The organism is Carboxylicivirga linearis, from assembly GCF_018271995.1.
In the GTDB taxonomy this organism is placed as follows: domain Bacteria; phylum Bacteroidota; class Bacteroidia; order Bacteroidales; family Marinilabiliaceae; genus Carboxylicivirga; species Carboxylicivirga linearis.
In genome coordinates this window covers 1-25,240 of sequence record NZ_JAGUCO010000037.1, presented here as the reverse complement: position 1 = coordinate 25,240, position 25,240 = coordinate 1, and the positions used below count along the sequence as shown (strand labels likewise).

Here is a 25,240-nt window from a genome sequence, read left to right as displayed (position 1 = left end):
CAAAAATCATCTATATGTTTTTAATTAACTATACATTTGCACTTCAAGCAAAACAAATTAATAGTAAACAACAATAAAATGCCTACAATTTCACACAGGGGGCTTGATATGCCCGCTTCACCCATTCGACGATTAGTTCCATATGCTGAAAAAGCTGTAGAGAAAGGTGTGAAGGTTATCCATCTTAATATAGGACAACCTGACATTAAAACTCCCAAAGTAGCAATGGACGCCATTCGTAATATTGATTTGGAAATTGTAGAGTACAGCCATTCTGCAGGAAACGAAAGTTATCGTAAAAAGGTAGCAGAGAAATTTCGCGGTCTGGGTATGAAAGTGGATTATCAAGATTTCTTGATTACAACCGGAGGATCAGAAGCTATTATCTTTAGTTTCTTATCTTGTCTCAATCCTGGTGAAGAAATTATTATACCAGAACCATTTTATGCTAATTATAATGGATTTGCTGCTATGGCTGGTATCAATGTCGTTCCTATCCCATCAAGCATTGAAGATGGATTTGCCTTGCCACCAATTGAGGAATTCGAAAAGGCCATGACCCCTAATACAAAAGGTATACTTATTTGTAATCCTAATAACCCAACAGGTTATTTGTACTCAATGGATGAAATGCTTCAACTTCGTGATTTAGTGGCTAAACACGATTTATATTTATTCTCGGATGAAGTATACCGCGAGTTTTGTTACGATGGAGAGAAGCACATCTCAGCCATGCATCTCGAAGGAATTGAAAATAATGTTGTGATGGTTGATTCTGTTTCGAAAAGATATAGCGAGTGTGGGGTTCGTATTGGAGCTTTAGTGACCAAAAATAAAGATGTTATTAATACTGCTTTAAAATATGGTCAGGCCCGATTAAGTCCTCCCGGATTAGGTCAGATTGTGGGAGAGGCTTCGTTGGAGACACCACCTGAATATTTCGACAATGTATATAATGAATATATTGCCCGACGTAATTTTATTGTAGATGGATTAAATAAAATACCAGGTGTATACTCACCTATGCCTAAAGGGGCTTTTTATACAGTGGCTAAATTACCAGTGGATGATGCAGATTTATTTTGTCAGTGGATATTGAGTGATTTTGAATACAAAAATCACACGGTGATGATGGCGCCCGCTTCAGGTTTTTATTGCACACCAGGTAAAGGAAAAGACGAAGTTCGTATTGCTTATGTTTTAAAGGTGGAAGACCTGGCGTTAGCTTTGGAGGTGCTGGAGAAAGCTTTGAAAGCGTATCCTGGGAGAACTTTATAATGATAACAAAGTATTAGTATAGGAGCTGTTACTTTTGTAGCGGCTTTTTTATTTTATACAAACAAGTAAAGGTATTGACAAAAAATCAAAGGTATGAATATGTTGAACGAATAAAAAAAGACCGTCCAATACAGACAGTCTTTTACTAATTTCATCTGAAGCTTCTAATATTAGATTAATCCATGTTCTTTTAATAAAGCTTCCATATCTTTTTGTACAGCTTTGGCTGCATCACCAGCTTTTTCGGCAAAATCCGACTCGTTAGAAGCATAAATAATACCACGACTTGAATTAACCAATAAACCACATTTGCTGTTCATTCCGTTTTTAGCCACTTCTTCTAGGCTTCCTCCTTGGGCACCAACACCTGGTACTAATAAGAAATGGTTAGGAATCAACTTACGAATATCAGCTAACATTTCAGCTTTGGTAGCTCCCACCACGTACATCAGGTTTTCTTCCGTTCCCCATTCTGCACTGGTTTTAATTACTCGCTCAAAAAGCTTTTCATCATTCTCTGTCATGTACTGAAAATCGGCAGCTCCTTTATTCGAGGTTAAAGCTAATAAGATAACCCATTTGTCAACATATGTAAGAAAAGGCTTCACCGAGTCTTCGCCCATATATGGAGCAACGGTAACTGAGTCGAATTCCATATGATCGAAGAATGCTTTGGCATACATTGCTGAAGTATTTCCAATATCGCCACGTTTAGCATCGGCAATAATGAAAATGTCAGGATAGTTATACTTCAGGTAGTTTACTGTTTTTTCTAAAGAGTTCCAGCCGTTTACTCCCAAACTTTCGTAAAACGCAAGATTTGGTTTGTAAGCAACGGTAGATTCATGTGTTGCATCAATTATTTGCTTGTTAAAAGCAAACAAAGGATCGGTAGTGTCCAGTAGTTCACGAGGAATCTTATTAATGTCGGTATCTAAACCAACACATAAGAAACTCTTTTTCTTTTTGATATTCTCAAACAGTTCTTGCGAAGTCATACTTTATATTTTGGAAGCCTTAACGGCATTCGTTATTCAATTAATAATTAAAGAGTCGAAAAATATCCGATCATAAATTACATTTCACTCATCTTCAAACGCTCAGCGTTCTCTTCAATTACCAACTTATCAATAATACCCTGAATATCACCATCAATAATGGCAGATAAGTTATACATGGTAAGGTTGATGCGATGATCGGTTACACGTCCCTGAGGATAATTGTAAGTACGGATCTTAGCCGATCTGTCACCGGTAGATACCATGGTTTTACGTTGCGATGCAATCTCATCCAAATACTTCTGATACTCCAGATTATATAAACGGGTACGAAGTTCTGCCATTGCCTTATCCAGGTTTTTCAGTTTCGATTTCTGATCCTGACACTGAACCACAATACCTGTTGGTATGTGAGTTAATCGGATTGCTGAATAAGTTGTATTAACCGACTGTCCACCTGGTCCTGACGAACAGAATTCATCACGACGAATATCTTCGTTACGCAGTTCAATATCGAATTCTTCTGCTTCGGGAAGTACAGCTACCGTAGCCGCAGATGTATGCACACGTCCCTGAGTTTCGGTTTGAGGAACACGTTGCACTCGGTGTACGCCTGATTCGTATTTTAAAACTCCATAAACTCCTTCGCCGGTGATGTTCATCACAATTTCTTTAAAACCACCCGATGTACCTTCACTGCTATTGGTAACTTCAACCCTCCAGCCTCTGCTTTCGCAAAATTTACTGTACATGCGGAAAAGATCACCGGCAAAAATACTGGCTTCGTCACCTCCTGTACCGGCACGAATCTCCATAACAGCATTTTTACCATCCTGTGGATCGGCAGGAATCAAAAGAAGCTTAATTTCTTCTTCCATTCCGGGAATTGCTTCTTCTAATTCATCCAATTCCATTTTGGCCATCTCTCTCATCTCAGGATCTGTTTCATCCTTCAACATTTCGCGGGTTGATTGTATATTATCCAAAGTGTTTTTGTAGCGCTTTTGCACATCAACCACTTTTTCTAAATCCTTATATTCTTTATTTAACTTGATGTATCTTTTGGTATCGGCAATTACTTCAGGGTTAGTGATTTGCTCACTTACCTCCTGAAATCGAATAATAATGCCTTCAAGCTTATCAAGCAATGAGTTATTTGACATATCGTATTACAATAAAATCGTTAATAAAAAATTGAATTCCTGATAATCAGTTCATCAATATTCAAAAGTGCCAAATTCACTCTCGATGGTCAGTTTCTTTCCTTCGTGGGCTTCCACTTTTCCAACAATCTGAGCATCGATATTAAATGATTTAGCTATTTCAATCACCTGATCTGCTTTTTCGGGCGAAAGATATATTTCAAAACGGTGCCCCATGTTAAACACCTTATACATTTCTTTCCAATCGGTACCTGATTCCTCATGAATAATTCTAAATAAAGGAGGAACATCAAACAGGTTATCCTTAATTACATGCACATTGTCTACAAAATGAAGAACTTTGGTTTGAGCTCCACCGGAACAGTGAACCATTCCATGAATATCAGAGCGCATTTTGTCAAGTACTTTTTTAATTACAGGTGCATAGGTACGCGTAGGCGATAAAACCAATTTTCCGGCATCAACTTCAACGCCTTTAACTGAGTCGGTTAATTGGTAATTACCTGAATAAACTAATTCCGCAGGCACAGCCCCATCGTAGCTTTCGGGATATTTTTCAGCCAGGTATTTGCCAAAAACATCATGACGAGCAGAGGTTAAGCCATTACTTCCCATTCCTCCATTGTATGACTGCTCGTAGGTTGCCTGGCCAAATGATGATAAACCAACAATTACATCTCCTGACTGAATGGTATGGTTTGATATAACATCAGAACGTTTCATACGACAAGTAACGGTACTGTCAACGATAATGGTTTTAACCAGGTCGCCCACATCAGCCGTTTCACCTCCTGTTGGGAATATGCTAATACCCATTTCTCGTAATTCTGCTAATAGTTCATCAGTACCATTGATGATAGCTGAAATTACTTCACCTGGAACAAGGTTTTTGTTACGTCCAATTGTTGATGAAACCAGAATGTTTTCAGTTGCTCCTACACATAACAGATCATCAACATTCATAATAATGGCATCTTGAGCAATGCCTTTCCAAACAGAAATATCGCCTGTTTCCTTCCAATACATATAAGCCAATGATGATTTGGTTCCGGCACCGTCGGCATGCATAATGTTACAATACTCAGGATCATTGCCCAGAATATCAGGAACTATTTTGCAAAATGCTTGAGGAAAAACGCCTTTGTCGATATTTTTTATGGCGTTATGAACGTCTTCTTTTGAGGCTGAAACACCGCGCTGGTTGTATCTCGAATCTGAACTCACAAATAATAATTTATCAGGTTTTTACCCTATTTCGGGATGCAAAAATAATACAATCTTTCGGCATCGTCAAAGGTTAACAAATAATTAGTAGTGCGAATGATATTATTATTGGTATTTTTCTGATTAACGGCTTGATAAAAGTTCAAAAGTGAGTTGAAAAGATACACTAAAACCAGCACGAAAGTCAATACATATGTAGATTTCATACAAATGTTTCTTTGACATTACCTACAAAAGTTTTATAATTGCATGATTCGCATTAAAATTTATATACTTTTATATAAGTAAACCAGAAAAAAATAAGCATGTCGCTCATTAATCGAAAAAAAAACCGTTTGGTTCCTGAACCAGCTCTACGTCGTATGCCTTGCTATCTGTCGTATTTAAAACTGGCGCAGCGAGACGGTCATAAATATATCTCATCAACCTTGATAGCCAGGGATATGGGAGTTGATCCAACGCAAGTAACAAAGGATCTTTCTTACACAAGTATTGTTGGGAAAACAAGAGTTGGTTATGAAGTTGATGCCTTAATTGAGGTGCTTGAAGATTTTCTGGGTTTTACGGTTGTTGATGAAGCTTATTTATTTGGTGTTGGAAGTTTGGGTAAAGCTTTGTTACACGATTATGGATTAAAGCAGTTTGGTTTAAAGATTGTTGCGGCCTTTGATGTGGATCCTGAAGTAGTTGGGAAAACAATTGAAGGTGTTGAGATTTATCATTACGATGAATTGGATCGAATGAAAGACAATGGAGTTAAGATAGGTATATTAACCGTGCCTGTCGATAAAACTCAGGAGGTTTCTGATCGAATGGTAGAAAGCGGCATACAAGGTATTTGGAATTTTACCCCAGTCAATATTAAAGTGAAAGAAGGTGTTACAGTTCAAAATACATCATTGTATGCTCACTTGGCTGTAATGTTTAACCGTATGAAAGCAAATTCTTAAAAGGTTAAAGTAAATTTAGTCTCTTTTTCCACCTCCGAATAGGCTGTTATGTTACCTCCGTGCAGCCTTAATATTTGTTTCGATAAGCTTAAACCAATACCTGAACCTTGTGGTTTTGTGGTAAAGAATGGAATGAATATTTTATCCAATACATTTGGTAAAATTCCCTGTCCGTTATCTATAATCTGAATGGTTATTCTTCCTCGTTTATTTAAGAATGATTTCAGCATAATGGTTGGATTTTCTCTTCCTTCCAAAGCTTGCATAGCATTTTGCACCAGATTAATGATTACTTGTTCAATTAATTTCTCATCAGCTGATACTTCCAACGATTCCGGTTCAATTTGAATAACACAATTAATCCCTTTCGATTTCATTTCTTCAGCTAACAAGCCTTTAATATTGTACAATAAATGACTAATTGGGAATATTGAAAACGTTGGGGTTGGAATTTTGGTTAGATTTCGATAGGTATTTACAAAGTGTAGTAAGCCATCAGTACGTTTATGAATAGTTTGTAAAGCTCCTTCCACTTCAGTTATCGTTTCGAAATGTTCATCTGCAATATTTTGTTCTTGCAGATCTTTAGCCAGATCTTTCAATATCAAAGTAATGGTTGATGATAGCGAAGAAATGGGAGTGATGGAGTTCATAATCTCATGTGTTAATACCCTGATTAACTTTTGCCACGATTCCATCTCTTTTTCTTCCAGCTCGTTTTGAATATTCTTGATAGATGTTAAAAGGATTGTGCGGTTATGAATTTTAAATTCGGTAGCATACACCGATAGTTGGAGCAACTCATCTTTTTCCTGTACCCTAATAAGACTATTTTCACCGTGATTAATAGTAAGAAGTTTTTGTACCAACTCGGGACTGAATTCTTTTAAGGCCTGAATGTTACTTAATGATCTAACTTGGAATAGCTTTTTCGTAGCATTGTTTATTAATTCCACCTTGCCGTCTTTGCTATAGGCAATTAATGCAATTCCAATATGCTGAATAACCGTTTGGAGATAGTAGTAATTTTCTTCCTTTTCGGCTCTTACTTCCTGAAAATCTTTGATTACCTCGTTAAACGATTTTTTTAATTTATCGAAGGATGAATCAAGGCTCTCAACCTGAAAGGTGCGAGTAAAATCAGAATAACGTATCGATTCCAGAAAGTTATTCAATACACGGTTGGTACGATCCACATAATGAATCATTGCAACAATTTGAAATGCAATTAACAAACCAACTAATACCAATGTCATGGTAAGCTCTGTTTTGAAAAACAGATAGAAAAAGGCAAAAATAGAACCAGCCAAAAGGATGGTTCTCACAATAAAATTGATCCTGAAGTTATTATAAGCCATGTTTCTCCAGTCTTCTGTATAACGATGTTCTTGTCAAACCAAGATCTGCAGCTGCTTTAGATACGTTACCCCGGTTCATACGTAACACTTTTTCAATAATATGTTTTTCAATTTCTTCAAGATTATATGAATCAAATTCAAATCCTTCAGAACTTACCTGGACGGACGATAGCTGAAAGTCAGATTCTTCAAGGTTGGCTGATTCGCTCATAATAACAGTTCGCTCAACAATATGCTGAAACTCCCTTACGTTACCGGGCCAAGGATAGCTGGTTAACTTCTTTATAACTTTTGAAGTAGGCTTATTGACTTTCTTTTTGTATTTTTTTGAATAGATTTTTAAGAAATGTTCAGCTAAAACAGGGATATCTTCAGGTCTTTCGCGTAGTGGAGGAAGTTCAACTTCAACCGTGTTGATACGATAAATTAAATCCTGACGATAATTGTCTTCACTCGCCATTTGTTTCAAATTCATATTGGTAGCGCAAATCAACCTGATGTCAATAGGTTTGGGCTTATTTGCACCAACACGAGTTACTTCTCTTCTTTCCAATACTGTTAGTAGTTTGGCTTGCAGAGGAAGTGACAGGTTTCCAATTTCATCTAAGAATAAGGTACCTCCATTGGCCATTTCAAAACGTCCCGGACGATCAGCTTTTGCGTCTGTAAAGGCTCCTTTTACGTGACCAAATAATTCACTTTCAAATAATGACTCACTCAAGGCTCCAAGGTCAACACTAATAAAAGGTTCATCTTTTCGTAAGGAGTTGCGATGTAAAGCGCGTGCAACTAATTCTTTTCCGGTTCCATTTTCTCCTAATATCAGAACGTTAGCGTCAGTTGCTGCTACTTTCTTAATGGTGTTAAAAACAGTTTGCATACCCGGAGATACACCAATAAAATCAGCAAATGGCTGGTCTAAGATGGTGTTCATTTCCCGTTGTTTCGATCTTAGATCCTTAACTTCTTCACGTGATTGACGAAGTTTAATGGCTGAAGAGACGGTGGCTAGCAGTTTTTCATTTTGCCAGGGCTTTAATATAAAGTCCGTGGCACCTGCTTTAATCGCCTTTACCGATTTTTCTACATCACCATATGCAGTGATAAATAAAACAACTGCTGAAGGATCGATTTCTAATATTTTTTCCAGCCAGTTAAAACCTTCTTGTCCGCTTATGGCATCTTTTGTAAAATTCATGTCAAGCAAAACAACATCAAAAGTGTCGTCCGTCATTAAATTGGGAATTTTATTAGGGTCGGTAGATGTTACAATGTGCTCTACATGTGGTTTTAAAAGTAATTTTAGAGCAAATAATATATCTGCATTGTCATCAACAGCAAGTATGCGTCCTGATTTCTGAGTCATAGATTTCTGTTTTTCGTACTAAATATACCATATAATTAAATACTATGGGACAATTATTGTTCGATAACGAACGGTTTTTTATAAACAAAAAGAGTGCCGTTTGGCTAATAGTCTTGATTTTAAGCTATTAACAATATTGGCACAAGAACTGATGTATAATTATTATAAACCTAACAACAAAGAATAACCTTTACCTTGTGACTAGAGTTTTTATTTGCTGAATATCTGTTAGATAGAGGTGGATGTAATGGTGAAAGTATATGATTATACTTTTGTTTTGGGGATGATATTCTAAAAAATTAGATAAATATAAATGTCCGAAAATGAACATGAGTGTTCGATATCGGACGCAATTGAAGGTAAAATGATTCACACACGAAATTTGACCAAAATACAGCGCTACGGGGGCATTGAGCAGAATATCCTGCAAAATGTAAATGTCGATATTGAGGCAGGTGAGTTTGTTTGCTTATTAGGTCCATCTGGTTCTGGAAAAAGTTCTTTGATGAATATGTTTGGTTTAATTGACACTCCAACCTCAGGAGATCTTTTAATGATGGGACATGATGTTACTAATTTAAAAGAAAGACAACGTATTAATTTACGACGAGGAAGTATTGGAAATATTTTTCAGAGTTTTGGTCTGATTGAAGAATTAAATGTTTTTGAAAACATTGAGTTGCCTTTGCAATATTTAAAATACAACAAACAAACCAGATATAGTAAAGTGACAGCTGTTTTGGATCGCTTAAATATTACGCATTTAAAAAAATATTATCCCAAGCAGTTAGATGGTTTGCATAAACAGCTGGTTGGTATTGGGCGTGCTATTGTAATAGAACCAGATATTCTTTTGGCAGATGAGCCTACTGGATGTTTGAATTCAAATTCAGGCAGTAAAATTATGGAAGTCTTAAATTCTATTAATGAACAAGGAACAACTATTGTGATGGCTACTCATTCAGCCAATGATGCAGATAAAGCACAGCGGATAGTTCAGATTTTTGATGGCCACATAATAACAGAAAATATAAAAAATCGCCTGTAATCATGATGCTAAAGCACCATATAAAAGTCGCTTTTCGCAATATTATAAAACAAGGGTTTTATTCATTGCTTAATATCATGGGGTTATCTGTTGGTATTACCTTAAGTTTATTGGTATTGCTTTTGGTAAAACACGAACTTAGCTATGATAAATCATTTAATGATAGCGAATCAATTTATCGATGGGCAACTAAAGGAATTTTAAGTGCTAATTTTATCAATAGCGCAACCAGTCCAATGCCATTGGGTGATTTGGTTAAAAAGTACGATGAAGTTAATACTGTAGTGCGGTTTGTACCTGGTGCTAATAATGTAGTTTCATACAATGATAGAAAGTTTAATGAAGAGTACTTTCGCTTTGCTGATGCGTCCTTTTTTGATGTATTCAGTCTGAAAATGATCAATGGTGAAAGTAAAGAGGCTTTATTGAATTCAAATACAGTTGTGCTAACTCAGGCAGCTGCTATTAAATATTTTGGGGAAGAAGATCCGATAGGTAAAGTAGTTTCGCGTGATGATATGGAATACACTGTGACAGGAGTATGCGAGGATATGCCTTCTTCCAGTCATTTTAAGTTCAGTTTTCTGGCTTCCATATCAACTATAGATAAGATTCTATTGAGAAGAGCTGATAGTACTTATGTGCAAAACTGGAAAAAGGATTGGTTGTATCTGAATTGTTACACCTATGTAAAGTTAAATCCCAAGGTAAATGCTATTCAGTTTGAAGAAATTATTAATAAAGATAAGGATGCGTTGCTACTTCCACAGGTGCAACAAACTTTAGATACGGAACTTTCAACAGATAGTATAAAACTTGATTTTTATTTACAACCCATAACTGATATTCATCTGCATTCGCATTTAACAGCTGAATTGGAAGCCAATTCAAAGCCAGTTTATATTAAGCTGTTCATATTTATTGCTGTGTTTATTCTATTAACAACATGTATCAACTTTGTCAACTTAACTACAGCAAAAGCACGCCGGCGTTTTAAAGAAGTTGCATTAAGGCAATTGATTGGCGCCGGACGCAGGCACTTGGTGTGGCAGTTTTTAACCGAAGCTATACTATATAGCTTGAGTGCTACTTTTATTGGTTTGGTTTTGCTTGAATTATTATTACCCTTATTTAATTTCTTCTTCAACCTACAACTCAACTTTTCTATTTTTACAGGATGGATTGATTTTTTCTGGATATTAATACTGGTTCTTATAGTCAGTATTATGTCCGGAGCCTTTCCAGCCTTCTTCTTTGCCGGGTTAAAGCCCAAACAGATTTTGCAAGGAGACTATCAAATCAGGAATAATGGTTTGATTGTAAGAGGAATTCTTGTTTGCGCGCAAATTGGTGTGAGTATATTTCTTGTTATTGTGGTGGCCGGTATGTGGTGGCAAATTGAATATATCTCGAAAAAAGATCCAGGTTTTAATTCTGAAAATGTAATGGTGATAGAGCGTGGAAGTGCCATTGGTGAAGATTTTAAGAGTTTTAAAAAAGAGTTGCTGGACGTAAAAGGAGTTGAATCGGTTAGTGCCTGCAGTAGCTTACCGGGAGATGATTATTTTCAGGGAACATTTAAATTAAAAAACGGAGATAATGATAAAGTTGCCGTTCTGCCTTTAATATATGTCGATCAGGATTACTTTACAATGCTTGATTTAACATTAAAAACTGGTAGGTTTTTAAGTACAGAAGAAGGTGATTCACTTGGAATACTTCTGAATAATGAGGCGGTACTGGAGTATGATATAAAAAAGCCTTTAGGACATAAAATGATGGTTTTCGGCAAGAAGGATTTTCAATTAAATGTTGTTGGTGTTGTGAAAGATTTTCATTTCGATCCTTATTTTGAAAGCATTAAGCCATTAGCTATGATTTTGATGGGTGATAATATGAAATTTGATTATGTTTTGGTGAAACTTGATGGTCATCATTCTAATGAAACCATTAACCAGATTAACAGTTCGTGGAATCATTATACTGAAAGTTCTCCATTTGAATGGCAAATGCTAGACAATAAAATCGATAAATTATATGATGAAGACAGTCGTATAGCTAAGATAATTACCGTGTTTGCTATTTTATCTTTATTTATGACTATTCTAGGGATTATTGCTTTAACAGCCTTTATTACTGAGTATAAATCCAAAGATATTGGGATTAAAAAAGTATTGGGTGTTTCACGACAGAATATAATTCTTCAAATATTTTCAGAATTTAGCTTATACATAGTAATAGGTGTGGTATTGTCTATCTTACCAGCTTATATCGCCCTTTCTGCATGGATTGATGGTTATGCTTATTCTAGTTTTGTTAATGGACTGGTGTTTGTAGCTGCCGCTCTTTTGGTCGCAGGCTTAGCTTACCTTTCGGTTTTTTATCAAATTTATCAGATGGCATCCGAAAGTCCGGCTGATAACTGGTAACTCTAAAAAATATTAAGCCTGGAAGTAACCTTTTTTAACATCTCTAATAACCTTCAATAAAAATCATCTTAACAGTTGAGCATAATCAGCTATTGATTTAAATGGGTAGTATTAAAAAAATCAATATATTTGCGCGATTATGATGTGAAGTGTCAAAACGAATAATTATAAATTATTAACAAATGCAAAACAAAGGAGCAATAAGACTATTTGCCATTTTATTGGCGTTAGTCAGCTTATATCAACTATTTTTTACTTACAAGACACGAAGTGTTGAGGCCGAAGCAAAGGCCTATGCGGGTGAGGATTCTAAATTGGAATTTGCTTATTTAGACTCCATTAAAAACGAAACTGTTTACAGTTTTCTTTGGTTCCGTGATTATACTTATCAGGAGTGTAAAGAGCGTGAGATTAACTTTGGTCTTGACCTTAAAGGTGGTATGAACCTGATTCTTGAGGTAAAGGTTTCTGACGTTGTACTTGCTCTGTCAAATTACAACACTGACGAGACATTCCATAAGGCTTTGAAAAAAGCAGAACAAATGGAAAAAAGCAGTTCGGAAGATTTTATTACTCTTTTCGGACAAGCATATGAGGAATTGGATAAAGACGCACAGTTAGCTACAATCTTTAATACTATTGAATTAAAAGAAAAAGTTAGCTATAATTCTACCAATGACGAAGTGTTAAAAGTTATCAGAACTGAAGCACAAAGTGCTATTGATAATGCCTTTAATATTCTTCGTACTCGTATCGACCGTTTTGGTGTTACACAACCAAATATTCAAAAGTTAGAAAAAGCGGGTCGTGTGTTGGTTGAATTACCTGGAGTAACAGAGCCTCAAAGGGTACGTAAGTTATTACAAGGAACAGCTAGTTTGGAATTCTGGGAAACTTACGAAAACGGTGAGATTTTTCAATATTTATTTCAGGCTGATTCTAAAGTTCGTGAATTAGAAGAAGCTCAGAAGTCGACTGAAGTAGCTCAACCAGCTGAAGAAGTTACTGCTGATGATAAAGATGCAGATAGTGATTTGTCTTTGTTAGGACAATTAGAAAATGATAGTACTAATGTTGATTCTTTATCAACTGATACTAAATCATTATTTAGCTATTTACAACCAAATTATACACAACAAGGTCCAATGAGAGGTCCTGTTGTTGGTATGTCTTTAGCCCGAGATACTTCTAAAGTGAATGGTTATTTGCAAAATCCTGTTATCAAAGGATTGTTACCAAAAGACGTTAAATTCTTCTGGACAGTTAAGCCGGTTGAACAAGATTATATGCAGTCGCGCTTCCCTGAAGCTAACGAGAAAGAATCAGCTTTCCAGTTGGTTGCTATTAAAGTTAGTACACACGATGGACGTCCTCCATTAGAAGGAGATGTTATTACTTCTGCTCGTAGCCAAACAAACCAACGTGGTCAGTTTGAGGTTGCTATGAGTATGAATGCTGAAGGTGCTAAAACATGGGCACGCTTAACAGGAGCTAATATTGACAGATCTATTGCTATTGTGTTGGACGGATTTGTATATAGTTACCCAACTGTTAATTCAAAAATTGATGGCGGTAGCAGCCAGATTTCAGGTAACTTTACTCCAAACGAGGCAGAAGATTTAGCAAACATTCTTAAGTCTGGTAAATTACCAGCTCCTGCACGTATTGTTGAAGATACTGTTGTTGGGCCTTCACTTGGTCAGGAAGCTGTAAATAGTGGTTTGTCATCATTTATCTGGGCATTTGTTATAGTACTTATTTATATGTTATTATACTATGGTTACCGTGCTGGTTGGGTGGCTGACTTTGCTTTGGTTTCCAACATGTTCTTTATCATGGGTGTTTTAGCATCATTTGGTGCAGTATTAACACTTCCTGGTATTGCAGGTATTGTTCTTACCATTGGTATGTCGGTGGATGCCAACGTACTTATTTATGAACGAATCAAAGAAGAGATTAAATTAGGAAAAGGAGTTCAGTTAGCGATTAAAGATGGATATAATAATGCTTTCTCAGCCATTATTGATGCCAACGTTACAACCTTCTTAACTGGTGTTATTTTATTTGTATTTGGTACAGGACCAATTAAAGGTTTTGCTACTACTCTAATGATTGGTATTGCCACATCTTTCTTCTCAGCAATTTTCATTACTCGATTGATTTTTGAAAAAATGTTGGATAAGAAGAAAAAACTTATTTTCGATACTTCAATCACAAGAAACCTTTTCTCTAACGTACACATCAAATTTCTTGAGAAGAAAAATATCTTCTTTGTTATTTCAGGTATTTTGTTGGTTATCTCAATTGGTTCGTTAGCAACAAGAGGTTTAAAACAAGGTATTGATTTTACCGGAGGACGTACATTTGTTGTTCGTTTCGAGGATAAAGTCTCTTCAATAGATATTCAAAAAGCACTATCTGATTCATTTGATGAGTCAAATGTTGAAGTTAAGCAATTTGGTAACGAAGGAAATCAGGTTCGTATTGCAACCAATTTTATGGTTGATAATAATGAAGATAATGCTGATAATTTGGTTGAAGGAAGACTTTATGAAGGTCTTAAAACTTTCTTAGGTCCTGATGTTGATCAAGAACAATTTTTATCAGATTACCGCATGAGTTCTCAGAAAGTGGGGCCAACAATTGCAAGTGATATTAAACGTAATGCAAGTTTAGCAATCTTGTTTAGTTTGGTTGTTATATTCTTGTATATACTGGCTCGTTTCTCTAACTGGCAGTTTGGTTTAGGAGCATTAGCTGCGTTGGTACATGATGTTTTAATCGTATTGGGAGTATTCTCTTTGACATATTCAATTATGCCATTCTCATTAGAGATTGATCAGGCATTTATCGCAGCTATCTTAACAGTAATTGGATATTCAATTAATGATACTGTGGTTGTATTTGACCGTATTCGCGAGTACTTTAAACTTCATCCAAAGCGCGATAAAGTAGAAGTAACTAACGAAGCTTTAAATTCAACGGTTAGTCGTACAGTAAATACATCGTTAACAACATTCGTTGTGTTGTTAATCATCTTCCTATTCGGAGGTGAAGTAATTCGTGGATTTGTATTTGCTTTGATTATTGGAGTAGTAGTTGGTACCTACTCATCGTTATTCATTGCAACACCTATCTCTGATTACTTCTTGAAAGATAAAAACAAAAAGAAATAAAGTTTTTGAACTTAATGAAGGCCCCATCGCTTAATGCTTTGGGGCTTTTGTTTTTTATGTAGCTTTGATAACCTATTTTATTATCTTTGAATTTCAAATCAGAGTGTATGATGAATTTATTATTCATTTCAGGAGGTGAAATAATCATTGTTGGTTTGGTTGTTCTCTTGTTATTTGGTGCTAAAAGTATTCCGGATGTAGCTCGTATGCTGGGAAAAGGAATGAATGAGTTTAAAAGAGCATCAGATGAGATTAAAAGAGAGTTGAGAGATCAAACCAGCGATATTAGAAATGATATTGACGAGGCCAAGTCTTATGTAGAAAAAGAGGCAAGTGATATGCAAAAAGCGGTAGACTCTAATATGGAGGCGGATGATGATTCTTATAAGCTTAAGAGTAAAAAAGAAGAAAGTCAATCAAACGTCAATAATACCGCAAAAGAGGTCAATACTCCCGAAGAAAAAAAGGAGAAGAAACCAGAAGGTGATGGACCTGTTTCCCGTGAGGATACTATAGAAGAATAAACAAATTATATGATATCATTTTTGATGTTAATTGCAGGCTTTATCCTGCTTTTTTTTAGTGGGGATTGGCTTGTAAAGGCGAGTGTTAACCTGGCGCGTCATTTTAAAGTTTCAACGCTTGTAATAGGTATCACTGTTGTAGCGTTTGGTACATCTGCTCCAGAATTATTAGTTAGTTTAAAGGCTGTTTTTAGCGATTCTTCTGATATTTCGGTAGGTAATGTAGTTGGATCAAATATTGCCAATATTGCCCTGGTATTAGGCTTGGTTGCTATCATTTTTCCAGTAAAAGTTAAACGTAATAATATATGGATTGATTGGTTGGTGATGATGACTGCTTCTGTTGGAGTGGTTATAGCCAGCCTCAATAATGTAATTTCATTTGTTGAAGGATTTATTTTTCTGGTGCTTTTAGCACTGTACCTTATTTGGTCTGTTTGGAAAAGTAGAAAAGATATTAAAGGTCAAGAGAAAATTCTGGAACCTGAAATGAGTAAGCTCATGGCTGGCGGATATTTTGTTCTGGCTACTGTTGGTTTGTATTTTGGAGCCGATTGGTTGGTAAAGGGAGCAAAGGAGATAGCCATTAGTTTTGGTATCAGTGAGCGAGTGGTTGGTTTATCTGTTGTGGCTTTAGGTACGAGTGTGCCTGAGTTGGCTACTTCGTTAATGGCAGCCATTAAAAAAGAATCTGATATATCAATTGGTAACATTATCGGATCTAATGTATTTAATATTTGGGCTGTTTTAGGAACAACATCGGTTATCAAACCGCTAGGGGTGAGTGAAGCAATTCTAAATGTTGATTATAAGTGGATGATAGGAGTTGCTGTTTTATTATTTATATTATTATTACCTCTTTCTAAGGGTGTCATTAATAGATGGAAGGGGTTGTTGTTATTTAGTATCTACGCTGTGTACATTTATATATTGTTTGTCGGATGATGGTAACCTGTTCTGAGATTAAAAAAAGCTATGGCAATTTAGAGGTTCTGAAAGGAATTGATTTATCAATTAATAAAGGTGAAGTGGTTTCCATTGTGGGCGCCAGTGGAGCCGGAAAAACAACATTGCTTCAGATTTTAGGAACCTTAGATAAACCTGATTCAGGAATAGTACAGATAGATGGTGAGAATGTACTTAATATGAACGAGAAGCAATTAGCTCGTTTCAGAAATACCAAAATTGGGTTCGTTTTTCAATTCCATCAATTACTACCCGAATTCACAGCGCTTGAAAATGCCATATTACCATCACTAATTAATGGTTCAAATAGAAAACAGGCCGAAAAAAGAGCAAAAGAATTATTGAGTTTTCTTAGTTTGGATCATCGTCTTGAGCATAAGCCTGCCGAATTAAGTGGTGGAGAAAAGCAAAGGGTAGCTGTTGCCAGAGCCTTGGTAAATAATCCTGCTGTTGTTTTCGCCGACGAACCATCTGGTAATCTTGATTCTCACAGTCAGGAAGAATTACAGAAATTATTTTTCGATTTAAGATCTGAATTCAACCATACTTTTGTGGTAGTTACGCACGACTATCGATTAGCTCATATGTGCGATCGGATGATTGAAATGAAAGACGGATTGATTAATGGGAATGATCATGAATCAGAATGATATTAAAGAATTTCTGGATGAAAAAGTACTTAAGTATAACCAACCCAATTTTATTCCTAATGATCCCATTCAAATACCTCACCTCTTTACTAAAAAAGAAGATATTGAAATAGCTGGGTTTTTGTCTGCTATTCTTGCCTGGGGAAAGCGCGATCAGATAATAAAAAGTGCTAAAAAATTAATGCAGCTGTTGGATCATTCTCCATATGACTTTATTACGCATGCATCCGATTCCGATTTAAATACTTTTGAAACATTTTATTACCGTACGTTTTCATCAATTGATTGTATTTATTTTATTAAGGCGCTAAAACATATTTACAATCAGGAAGGTGGATTGGAGAATGTCTTTACCAAAGGGTATAATGAAGGAGGATTAAAAGAAGCTTTGCGATATTTTAGATCTGTGTTTTTGAGTTATAATTCGCCTGATAGAACCCATAAACATATTGCAAATATCGATAAGGGAGCTTCTGCCAAACGAATCAATATGTTTTTAAGATGGATGGTTCGCGATGACGATAAAGGGGTTGATTTCGGAATCTGGAAGAATATTTCAACTAAAGATCTGCTTCTGCCTTTGGATGTGCATACGGGTAATGTATCACGTAAATTAGGTTTTCTTACTCGTAAGCAAAATGATATGAAAGCATTGGATGAGATAATGTATCATCTTCGTAATTTCGATGCGGTTGATCCGGTTAAATATGATTTTGCATTGTTTGGATTAGGTATTGAAGAACAGTTCTAAGTATGGCAAACAATTACTTTAAGTTTAAGCAGTTCACGGTAAATCAGGATAAAACAGCTATGAAAGTTGGTACTGATGGGGTGTTGCTGGGAGCATGGGCTGATTGCAATGGTGCGCGAAAAATTTTAGATATTGGAACGGGTACCGGATTAATTGCATTAATGATGGCTCAGCGTTACCCTGATGCTGAAATAATAGCCATTGATATAGATGAGTCAGCTTGTGACCAAGCGCGTGAAAACTTTTTGGCTTCCCCATGGTCCGATCGCTTAACGGTTGTTCATTCATCATTACAGAATTTTGTTAAGTCAAATGCGGGTGAGTTTGATCACATAATTTCTAACCCACCATATTTTCAGAATAGTCTACGATCAGGTGATAAATCTCGTGATTTAGCGAGGCATACAGATAGTTTATCTTTTGAGGAATTATTCTACTGTTCAAATAACCTTAGTTCAACAAGGGCTTCGTTAAGTATAATAATTCCTTATGCAGCCGAAATTAATGTGATGACCATAAAAAACAATAGTTCTTATAACCTTTTCAGAAAATTACACGTACAAGGAGATATTAACAAACAGGTTGTCAGATCGCTGTTAGAATTTACAAAGGAGAATGTTGCTAATTGTAAAGAGGAGTTGCTTTACATTGAAAAAGGCAAGAGACATGCGTATTCTGAGGAATACAAAGCACTAACAAGTGATTTTTATTTGGCATTTTAGCTTAGTTAATTTATATAACTAACTATTTTTTGTTAATTTAGGGTTAAAATTGTGAAGAATGGGAAAGTTGCGTTATACAAATAACGAATTACTGGAAGGCGTCTATAGCCGCGATAGTCGTGTAATAAAATATATTATGGGACTAGTGTGGGTTCCTGTGCGGGATTTAGTCATTCAGAACAGTGGGAAGGAAGATGATGCAATGAATCTGATTCAAGAGGGGTTTATAGCTATTTATACTAAGACTGAAAAGCCTCAATTGACAGCTTCTTTTGCAACATATTTTTATGCAATTTGTCGCAATATATGGTTGAATGAATTGCGTATACGGAAAAAAGAGAGTTCGATGCTTAGTAGTATAGAATCTGCTCCGGTAATGGCAGAAGAAGTAGATGAGGAGCAGTTGTATGAGAAAAGAAGGCAATTGTATCTGAAGCATTTTAAGAAAATTACAAAGGTATGTCAGGATATTCTTAAAATGGTTTCCAATGGCTTTTCAAATGAAGATATTACGGCGGAGTTGGCTTTTAGTTCGGTGCAATATATGAAAAACAGAAGAACTGTTTGTAATAAGAAACTGATGGATATGATAAAAGAGGATCCTCAATATAAAGAATTGAAGTATGGATTATAACGACAGAATATTAGACTTTCTATCGGGAGATATCTCAGAAGTAGATCAAAAGAAACTAGCTGAAGATCTTAATAATAATGATGAGCTTCAGGAAGATTTTAAACTTCAAAAAGAGATATTGCATACGATAAAAATGGGGGATGATGATACATTAGATTTCAGAAGCCAACTTAAAGATATTAGTGGCGAGTTTTTAAATGAAAAGAATTCTCGATTACGTATTCGACCAGCTTATTGGCTTGCTGCAGCTTCAGTTATAACATTATTATCAGTTAGCACCTTTTTAGGATTGTTTAGAAGTGATAAATATGTTGGTGACCAAATGTTTCTGGAGTACTACGAACCTTATGGAATAAATATTCAAGTTAGGGGAGATCATGCTGAAGAAGATATTACCAAAGCGATTAGTCTTTATCAGGCCGGAAATACAGAAAAAGCATTAAAGGAGTTTGAGAGACTTAAAATAGAAAACTCTGAAATGTCAGGTTTCTTTTTAGCACTTTGTGAGATAGAGCTTGGAAATATTGAAGAAGCGCAAAAAGAACTGGAGAAAATTGGTAAGAATGCAATTTTTTATTCCGATCATATCAATTGGTATTTGTCGTTATGCTATTTGAAACAAGAAGAAATTTCCAAAGCCAAAGCACTGTTTGAGGAGATTGCATTGAGTAACAATGAATATGCTGATAAGGCTGCTAGAATACTTAAGAAGTTATAATTTAGATATTAGGATATATAAAGAAAGAGGCTGTTCAATTTAATTGAACAGCCTCTTTCTTTTTATGTCGGGATGACAGGATTTGAACCTGCGACCCCTGGTCCCCCAGGCGTGTTGTGAGTAATTTTAATTTGTTTGTATTTAATTGATTTATACTATATTTGTCGGGGGGTATGGCAAATTTGTACAAATGGGAAAATGTTTAAATTTTATCGATTTTGACAGTTTTGTGTAACAAATGTGTAACAAAAATGAGATGTGAATACTATGGAATATCATCGGTATAAGATGCGGTCACAAGCTAACAAGGATGGATTATATCCTGTTATGTTGGTGTTGACGAAAAATAGAAAAAGAGCCTTTATTTCCATAGGTATAAATGCACCTCAAGATTCCTGGGATGAAACTCAGCAGCAGTTTGTATTACTGGAGGGGAGAAGTAGTGCAATCAAAGCAATAAATGAGCAAAGGAAAAAGGATAATGTGTTAATTGATCGATACAACAAAAGGGCAAAAGATATAACAGCTGCTTTCGAAGAAAGAAAGATTGATTGGACTTTTAATCAGTTTAAAGACGAATTTTTTTATAAGATAAAACAAGGTAAATTTTATTCCTATATAAGTGCTCATGCACAAACTTTAAGGGAGACGAATCATATTGGAAATGCCATTTGTTACGAGCGTTTGATGAACATTCTCTCTTTATTCGATAAAAAAATAGAGGAGCGTGTCTTTGGAGAAATAGATATCAAGTATGTTAAACAGTTTGATGTATACCTTCAAAAAAGAGGCAATAGTGGTAATACCAGAAAATTCAATTTTAAGACTTTACGGTCTATTTTAAATAAGGCAATTCAGGATGGTGAAGCTTCTGAGTCTACTTATCCATTTGGGAAAGGAGGCTTTCAGATATCAAAGTTGGAAGAGGAAACCCAAAAGAGATATTTGCCTAACGAATACTTAAGTCTGTTAAAGAATTCATGTGCGATAAGACCTGTAAATGAATATGCAAGAGAACTGTTTCTATTATCCTATTATTGTTACGGTATTTCTTTTGTTGACATGGCTCACTTAAAAAACAAAAATATTTTTACGCTTAATGGAGGACGCTATATTGTTTATAAGAGAGAAAAGACCAAAACTCAACCCAAGGTTAAGCCTATACAAATTAAAATAACTGAAGAAATACAAAGTTTAATTGATTCATTGTGTATGTATAGGGCTCCAATCAATGATTATCTATTACCAATTGTCACTGTTGACCATGAAGGAGAAAAGTTATATATGCACATCAAAAATAAGAGTAAGCGTTACAATGAATATTTGAAAAATTTGGGTAAGGACCTCGAATTTGAATTTAACCTTACCTCTTATGTATCCCGTCATACAATGGCAATGCAATTACAAAGTAATTCAATACCCAGAGAAATAATAAGTCAAATTTTGGGGCATAGTGATTTGAAAACAACTAATACCTACTTAGATAGCTTGGATAGCAGTGTTATTGATGAAGCAACTAAGGTTCTTTAAACAAGAAAAGCCTTTGAAAGAGTCTCGTTTAGTGCTTTATTTAGCTTCGTAGGAAATTCAACTTGTGGTTAACTCTGCAAAAATATAAATGCTAGTTGCATAAGATAAAGCTTACACTTAAAAATTTCATGTAAACTTTGTAAATCTTGTAAATTAAGAGGTGTAAAGTGTTGTATATCTATGTAATGTGGATTTACTTTATAGAAGTTTTAAAGTAAATCCTTCAGGAAAGGCTACACTGTCTTGGTTCGCTTGTTTTTTCACAATCATCATTAGGGGCTTCCTCTCGGCTCTTTAACCTATATTAGACATTTCTAAAGTACTCAAGATCAGTTGTGTTCTTCTCATAAAACTCATCTGCAGGAATACCATCTACTACATATACCTTTCGGAATTTCATTTTACCTCCTACGAAATAGGATTCCTTTACAAGTTCATCCCCTCTTTTATCTTTGTGAATCTTCTTTTTTTTTCAATCTCCTTAATTCTTCTTTAATTGAATTTACTATATATAATTGATTTTAAATATTCACTATTTAGTCGTAGTGTCCTGTCACCTGATAGGGTAGACAGGACAAGGTGACCAAGTCATGCTTTTGTTCCTAGTATGTTAAAGTTTGGCATTGTTTTACCTTAGTTTTTAATAATTCAGTCCAAATGCCCAAAGAGGAATTACATTACGATAACCATATTCTATATTGTCTTTTACAACAAAGGATTTGCCATCTTTTTCTATTTGATTCTGTTGTTTATTTTTTCCTCCAATTTCAAAAGTATAGTGTTCAATCACAAAATCAGCTTTTTTTGAAGATATAACTTCATTATTTACACGCATTTGATTGAAGAAGAATGTTTCTCGTATATTTCCAATATTGGATTTTTCCCCAACTAAGTTGAAGACGATATTTGTATTATTCAAGTACACTTTATCAACCTTTCCTAATCCTCTTATACCACTTGTTTCATTGCGTAATTGCTCAATAAGTCCAGCTTTTTCCATATATGAAAAATAATCATCTAAAGAATTTCGACTTACGCCAATCATTTCTGATATTTTAGAAAAATTAGGTTTGAATGGTACGCTTTCAGCAATTATAGAAAGCAATCGTTTTAACTTTCGACTAGTTCCAACATTTAAATTTGCATATTGTGGGATATCAGATTCTAAGGTCTGAACAATTATCTGACCTAAACGTAAATTGATTTCATTTTCTATTCCAAATGGATAGTACCCTCGTTTCAGATAGTCATTAAATAATGGTAATGGATGTTGTACATTCTCAAGTCTCACGTCATTATTTATGATTTGCTCTAACGTATAGACTTCTGTATCAATGTTGTGAAATAATTTCAAATATTCACGAAAAGATAATCCTTGTAATTTATAGATAATTGCTCGCCGACTTAAATCAGCAGAACCTTTAAGAATGTCTAATACTGAAGAACCAGTAAATACAACTTTCAATGTTGGAAATGAGTCATATATGTTTTTAAGTTCTCGTGACCAGTCTGTGTATTTATGAATTTCGTCAATAAATAAATATTCTCCTGCATTTTTATAAAAATCATCTGCCAAATCAATCAATCTATTTTCTCCGAAGTACATATCGTCAGCAGAAACATATAAAGCTTTTTTACTATCTAAGTTTTCCTTTATATGTTGCAGAATCATTGTAGTTTTACCAACTCCACGGGCACCGATTATACCAATCATTCGACTTTCCCAGGCAACACTGTTGTATAAATACCGTTTGAATTCGATTGATGTACTATGTAAAAGCGTTTCAAATTTCTGATATAGTGTTCTCATAATTATCCTCATACTATTTTTACAAAGATACAAAATGCACAACATATTGAGCAGATAATATAAATAATTGCGCAATACAATGTGCAAAGTATCTTTTTTAGTTAACGATAACGTTTGCTAGACTGAGGTGTCAGGACAAGCCGACCGCGCCATGCTTTATTTCCAGCGTGTTAGGCACTGGCTGTTTATTTTTCATATATAATAATTACATCTAAAGTCGAATCGGTATAGTTCACTTGCTCTATTTGAGTTATTGGTTCTAATTCATGTGAATACGAAATTTTCAATGTGTCGAATGAAACCCACTCAGTCTTTACAGTTGTTCCTGATATATGTTCTGTTGAAAACACTATTTTTGTTTTAAGGTCTTCAGTTTTGTTCTTGTTTCCTAAATCAATTGACACATGAATAGAAGAATTTGTTACAGCATTTCCTCCAAATTCAAATATAGTTGCTTGTCTTAAACCTTCATTGTCGTAAACAGTTTCTATAATTTGTTTCTCAGGCTCTCCAAACATGTCAAATGAACTAATGAAAATTACAAAGCTAATTACTAATCCAACTAATAAAATCAATGTAGTCAGAAGTCCATATTTTACGATTTTATTCATTTTTTCAGCTTGTGCCTAACGTTTGCTGGATGAAGTCGTGGCGCGTTAGTCGTGGTGTCGTGTCACCCGATAGGGGGACTAAGACGATAGACAAAGGCGTCAGGACGATGCGGACGAGCCATGCTTTATTTCCAGCGTGTTAGGCACAGGCATTAATTTTACCAATTCCTTGTCGCGATTAAAGTTTCAATATCTGCATTTTCAAATGAATATGCTTTTGCAATTACCTCAAAGTCCATTGCAATTATTTCACGTGCGGCTGTTTCAATTTCACTATCATTTTCAAAGAATTCGTCTTCTAGACTATTAATCTTATTGGTCGCATTATGAGTCAATTTGTACAGTTGCTTTAAGTCTTGAGGTCGTTCATTCTCAATCTTAATACACAATTCGATCAATATGTTCTCACATTTGTCCACTAGAAAAGAAGGAAAATATGAATCAGCTCTCATTCCTGATAGAAACGAGTAATTCTTCATTTGCTCATTCTGAATCATGCTCTTAGAAACGTCTGCCATTTCAAACTGTATTTGGCAATGTTTATTCTTTCTTATTATTAAAAATGCAGCGACTAATAATATAATCGCAGCTGTTAGAAGTGTGAAATTATTCATCGTATTTGCATTTTTTGCTTGTGCCTAAGGTGTCAGGACGAGGCGACCGAGCCATGCTTTATTTCCAGCGTGTTGGCAGCAGTAGTTTATTTAGTCATAAGTGAATTGTTTAAATTTTCCTTCATGGTAATAGTATGACCAGCTTAAACTTTCTTCAATTAAAGCTAGGCTTATGCCATCATTCAGAACTGTAATCTTTTCTGTTATTGATTCCCATTCACCTTTTAATTCAATCCCTATCAGTATTTGAATCTTTTTGTTGTCTTCATTTGTGAATTTATCAATTAGAACAACATTAAACTCATTGTCTTGTCGAATAAATGCATACAAAAACAATTCACCTTTGGAGTCCTTTAATAAAACGGCAAAATCCAATAAATTATCTCCATTATAATCACTTGTGCAGAAGTATGGTAATTGACAATTATCGTCTTGGAAACTTTCCCAATCTGTTACGTAGTCTTGACATGAAGGAATAAGTAATTGCGGTAATTCTTTGTTTATGTAATTTACCAACGAATCAGGTATGTTTCTAGCTCCCGTGTTGCTACTAAACACAAGTCCAACTAACAATAATTTTAAAAGATGCTTTACCATATGGTCGTTTCTATTGCTGCCAACGTTGGCTGGATGAAGTCGTGGCGAATTGGTCGTGGTGTCGTGTCACGCGGTAGCGATGACAGGACGCTAGACAAAGGCGTCAGGACGAGCCAACCTAGC

The 25,240-nt window shown here is 35.2% G+C and carries 22 protein-coding genes; 13 read left to right on the top strand and 9 right to left on the bottom strand.

What is annotated here, in order from left to right; translation table 11 throughout:
* Positions 1-78: 78 nt before the first annotated feature.
* Positions 79-1,278, top strand: coding sequence for a pyridoxal phosphate-dependent aminotransferase (locus KEM10_RS22515; protein ID WP_212220155.1), 1,200 nt, complete (start codon positions 79-81; stop codon positions 1,276-1,278).
* Between the two features lie 170 nt (positions 1,279-1,448).
* Here KEM10_RS22515 and pyrF read toward each other — a convergent pair whose 3' ends face one another.
* The 3 genes from pyrF to KEM10_RS22500 all read right to left on the bottom strand — a co-directional run bounded on the left by pyrF (position 1,449) and on the right by KEM10_RS22500 (position 4,663).
* A complete protein-coding gene (gene pyrF / locus KEM10_RS22510) occupies positions 1,449-2,276 on the bottom strand; it encodes an orotidine-5'-phosphate decarboxylase (RefSeq protein ID WP_212220152.1) in 828 nt (275 codons plus the stop codon).
* Positions 2,277-2,353: 77 nt separating this feature from the next.
* A complete protein-coding gene (gene prfA / locus KEM10_RS22505) occupies positions 2,354-3,439 on the bottom strand; it encodes a peptide chain release factor 1 (protein WP_244826119.1) in 1,086 nt (361 codons plus the stop codon).
* 54 nt (positions 3,440-3,493) lie between these two features.
* On the bottom strand, positions 3,494-4,663 hold the full coding sequence (locus tag KEM10_RS22500; protein ID WP_212220149.1) for an AIR synthase related protein: 1,170 nt from the start codon (positions 4,661-4,663) through the stop codon (positions 3,494-3,496).
* Between the two features lie 305 nt (positions 4,664-4,968).
* Here KEM10_RS22500 and KEM10_RS22495 point away from each other — a divergent pair, with 305 nt between their 5' ends.
* Positions 4,969-5,613, top strand: a complete 645-nt coding sequence (locus KEM10_RS22495) for a redox-sensing transcriptional repressor Rex (RefSeq protein ID WP_212220146.1) — start codon at positions 4,969-4,971, stop codon at positions 5,611-5,613.
* On the opposite strand, the gene KEM10_RS22490 is transcribed toward KEM10_RS22495, so the two are convergent.
* Both KEM10_RS22490 and KEM10_RS22485 read right to left on the bottom strand, forming a co-directional pair.
* Positions 5,610-6,971: a sensor histidine kinase gene (locus KEM10_RS22490; RefSeq protein WP_212220143.1), complete on the bottom strand. Its 1,362-nt coding sequence runs from the start codon at positions 6,969-6,971 to the stop codon at positions 5,610-5,612. The genes KEM10_RS22495 and KEM10_RS22490 overlap by 4 nt on opposite strands.
* Positions 6,961-8,337 carry a sigma-54-dependent transcriptional regulator gene (locus tag KEM10_RS22485; protein ID WP_212220140.1) on the bottom strand — a complete coding sequence of 459 codons (1,377 nt, stop codon included), beginning with the start codon at positions 8,335-8,337 and terminating at the stop codon, positions 6,961-6,963. Before KEM10_RS22485 ends, KEM10_RS22490 begins: the two co-directional genes overlap by 11 nt.
* Positions 8,338-8,650: 313 nt before the next feature.
* On the opposite strand from KEM10_RS22485, the gene KEM10_RS22480 reads away from it, so the two are divergent.
* The 11 genes from KEM10_RS22480 to KEM10_RS22430 all read left to right on the top strand — a co-directional run bounded on the left by KEM10_RS22480 (position 8,651) and on the right by KEM10_RS22430 (position 21,485).
* Positions 8,651-9,385: an ABC transporter ATP-binding protein gene (locus KEM10_RS22480; RefSeq protein ID WP_212220137.1), complete on the top strand. Its 735-nt coding sequence runs from the start codon at positions 8,651-8,653 to the stop codon at positions 9,383-9,385.
* Positions 9,386-9,387: 2 nt separating this feature from the next.
* Positions 9,388-11,814, top strand: a complete 2,427-nt coding sequence (locus KEM10_RS22475) for an ABC transporter permease (RefSeq protein ID WP_212220134.1) — start codon at positions 9,388-9,390, stop codon at positions 11,812-11,814.
* Positions 11,815-11,996: 182 nt separating this feature from the next.
* A complete protein-coding gene (gene secDF / locus KEM10_RS22470; protein WP_212220131.1) occupies positions 11,997-14,990 on the top strand; it encodes a protein translocase subunit SecDF in 2,994 nt (997 codons plus the stop codon).
* A gap of 107 nt (positions 14,991-15,097) precedes the next feature.
* Positions 15,098-15,514, top strand: coding sequence for a Sec-independent protein translocase subunit TatA/TatB (locus KEM10_RS22465; protein ID WP_212220128.1), 417 nt, complete (start codon positions 15,098-15,100; stop codon positions 15,512-15,514).
* A 9-nt stretch (positions 15,515-15,523) separates the two neighbouring features.
* Complete coding sequence (locus KEM10_RS22460; RefSeq protein WP_212220125.1) at positions 15,524-16,459, top strand: calcium/sodium antiporter; 936 nt, start codon at positions 15,524-15,526, stop codon at positions 16,457-16,459.
* A complete protein-coding gene (locus tag KEM10_RS22455; RefSeq protein ID WP_244826117.1) occupies positions 16,456-17,130 on the top strand; it encodes an ABC transporter ATP-binding protein in 675 nt (224 codons plus the stop codon). Before KEM10_RS22460 ends, KEM10_RS22455 begins: the two co-directional genes overlap by 4 nt.
* Entirely contained in the window at positions 17,117-17,881 is a 765-nt protein-coding gene (locus KEM10_RS22450; RefSeq protein ID WP_244826115.1) for a TIGR02757 family protein, read from the top strand. The genes KEM10_RS22455 and KEM10_RS22450 overlap by 14 nt, the downstream gene beginning before the upstream one ends.
* 2 nt (positions 17,882-17,883) lie before the next feature.
* On the top strand, positions 17,884-18,603 hold the full coding sequence (locus KEM10_RS22445) for a tRNA1(Val) (adenine(37)-N6)-methyltransferase (RefSeq protein ID WP_212220123.1): 720 nt from the start codon (positions 17,884-17,886) through the stop codon (positions 18,601-18,603).
* Positions 18,604-18,661: 58 nt separating this feature from the next.
* Positions 18,662-19,237, top strand: a complete 576-nt coding sequence (locus KEM10_RS22440) for an RNA polymerase sigma factor (protein ID WP_212220120.1) — start codon at positions 18,662-18,664, stop codon at positions 19,235-19,237.
* Positions 19,227-19,955 (top strand): tetratricopeptide repeat protein, encoded by a 729-nt coding sequence (locus tag KEM10_RS22435; RefSeq protein WP_212220117.1) that lies wholly within the window; start codon positions 19,227-19,229, stop codon positions 19,953-19,955. The genes KEM10_RS22440 and KEM10_RS22435 overlap by 11 nt, the downstream gene beginning before the upstream one ends.
* A 288-nt stretch (positions 19,956-20,243) precedes the next feature.
* A complete protein-coding gene (locus tag KEM10_RS22430; RefSeq protein WP_212220114.1) occupies positions 20,244-21,485 on the top strand; it encodes a site-specific integrase in 1,242 nt (413 codons plus the stop codon).
* A gap of 640 nt (positions 21,486-22,125) precedes the next feature.
* On the opposite strand, the gene KEM10_RS22425 is transcribed toward KEM10_RS22430, so the two are convergent.
* The 4 genes from KEM10_RS22425 to KEM10_RS22410 form a co-directional block, all read right to left on the bottom strand.
* On the bottom strand, positions 22,126-23,295 hold the full coding sequence (locus KEM10_RS22425; RefSeq protein WP_212220111.1) for an ATP-binding protein: 1,170 nt from the start codon (positions 23,293-23,295) through the stop codon (positions 22,126-22,128).
* Positions 23,296-23,480: 185 nt separating this feature from the next.
* Complete coding sequence (locus tag KEM10_RS22420) at positions 23,481-23,906, bottom strand: hypothetical protein (RefSeq protein ID WP_212220108.1); 426 nt, start codon at positions 23,904-23,906, stop codon at positions 23,481-23,483.
* A gap of 158 nt (positions 23,907-24,064) precedes the next feature.
* On the bottom strand, positions 24,065-24,520 hold the full coding sequence (locus KEM10_RS22415; RefSeq protein ID WP_212220105.1) for a DUF5713 family protein: 456 nt from the start codon (positions 24,518-24,520) through the stop codon (positions 24,065-24,067).
* 90 nt (positions 24,521-24,610) lie between these two features.
* The gene (locus KEM10_RS22410; RefSeq protein WP_212220102.1) at positions 24,611-25,117 is read right to left on the bottom strand and encodes a hypothetical protein; all 507 of its coding nucleotides are present in this window, start codon (positions 25,115-25,117) and stop codon (positions 24,611-24,613) included.
* Between the last annotated feature and the right edge of the window lie 123 nt (positions 25,118-25,240).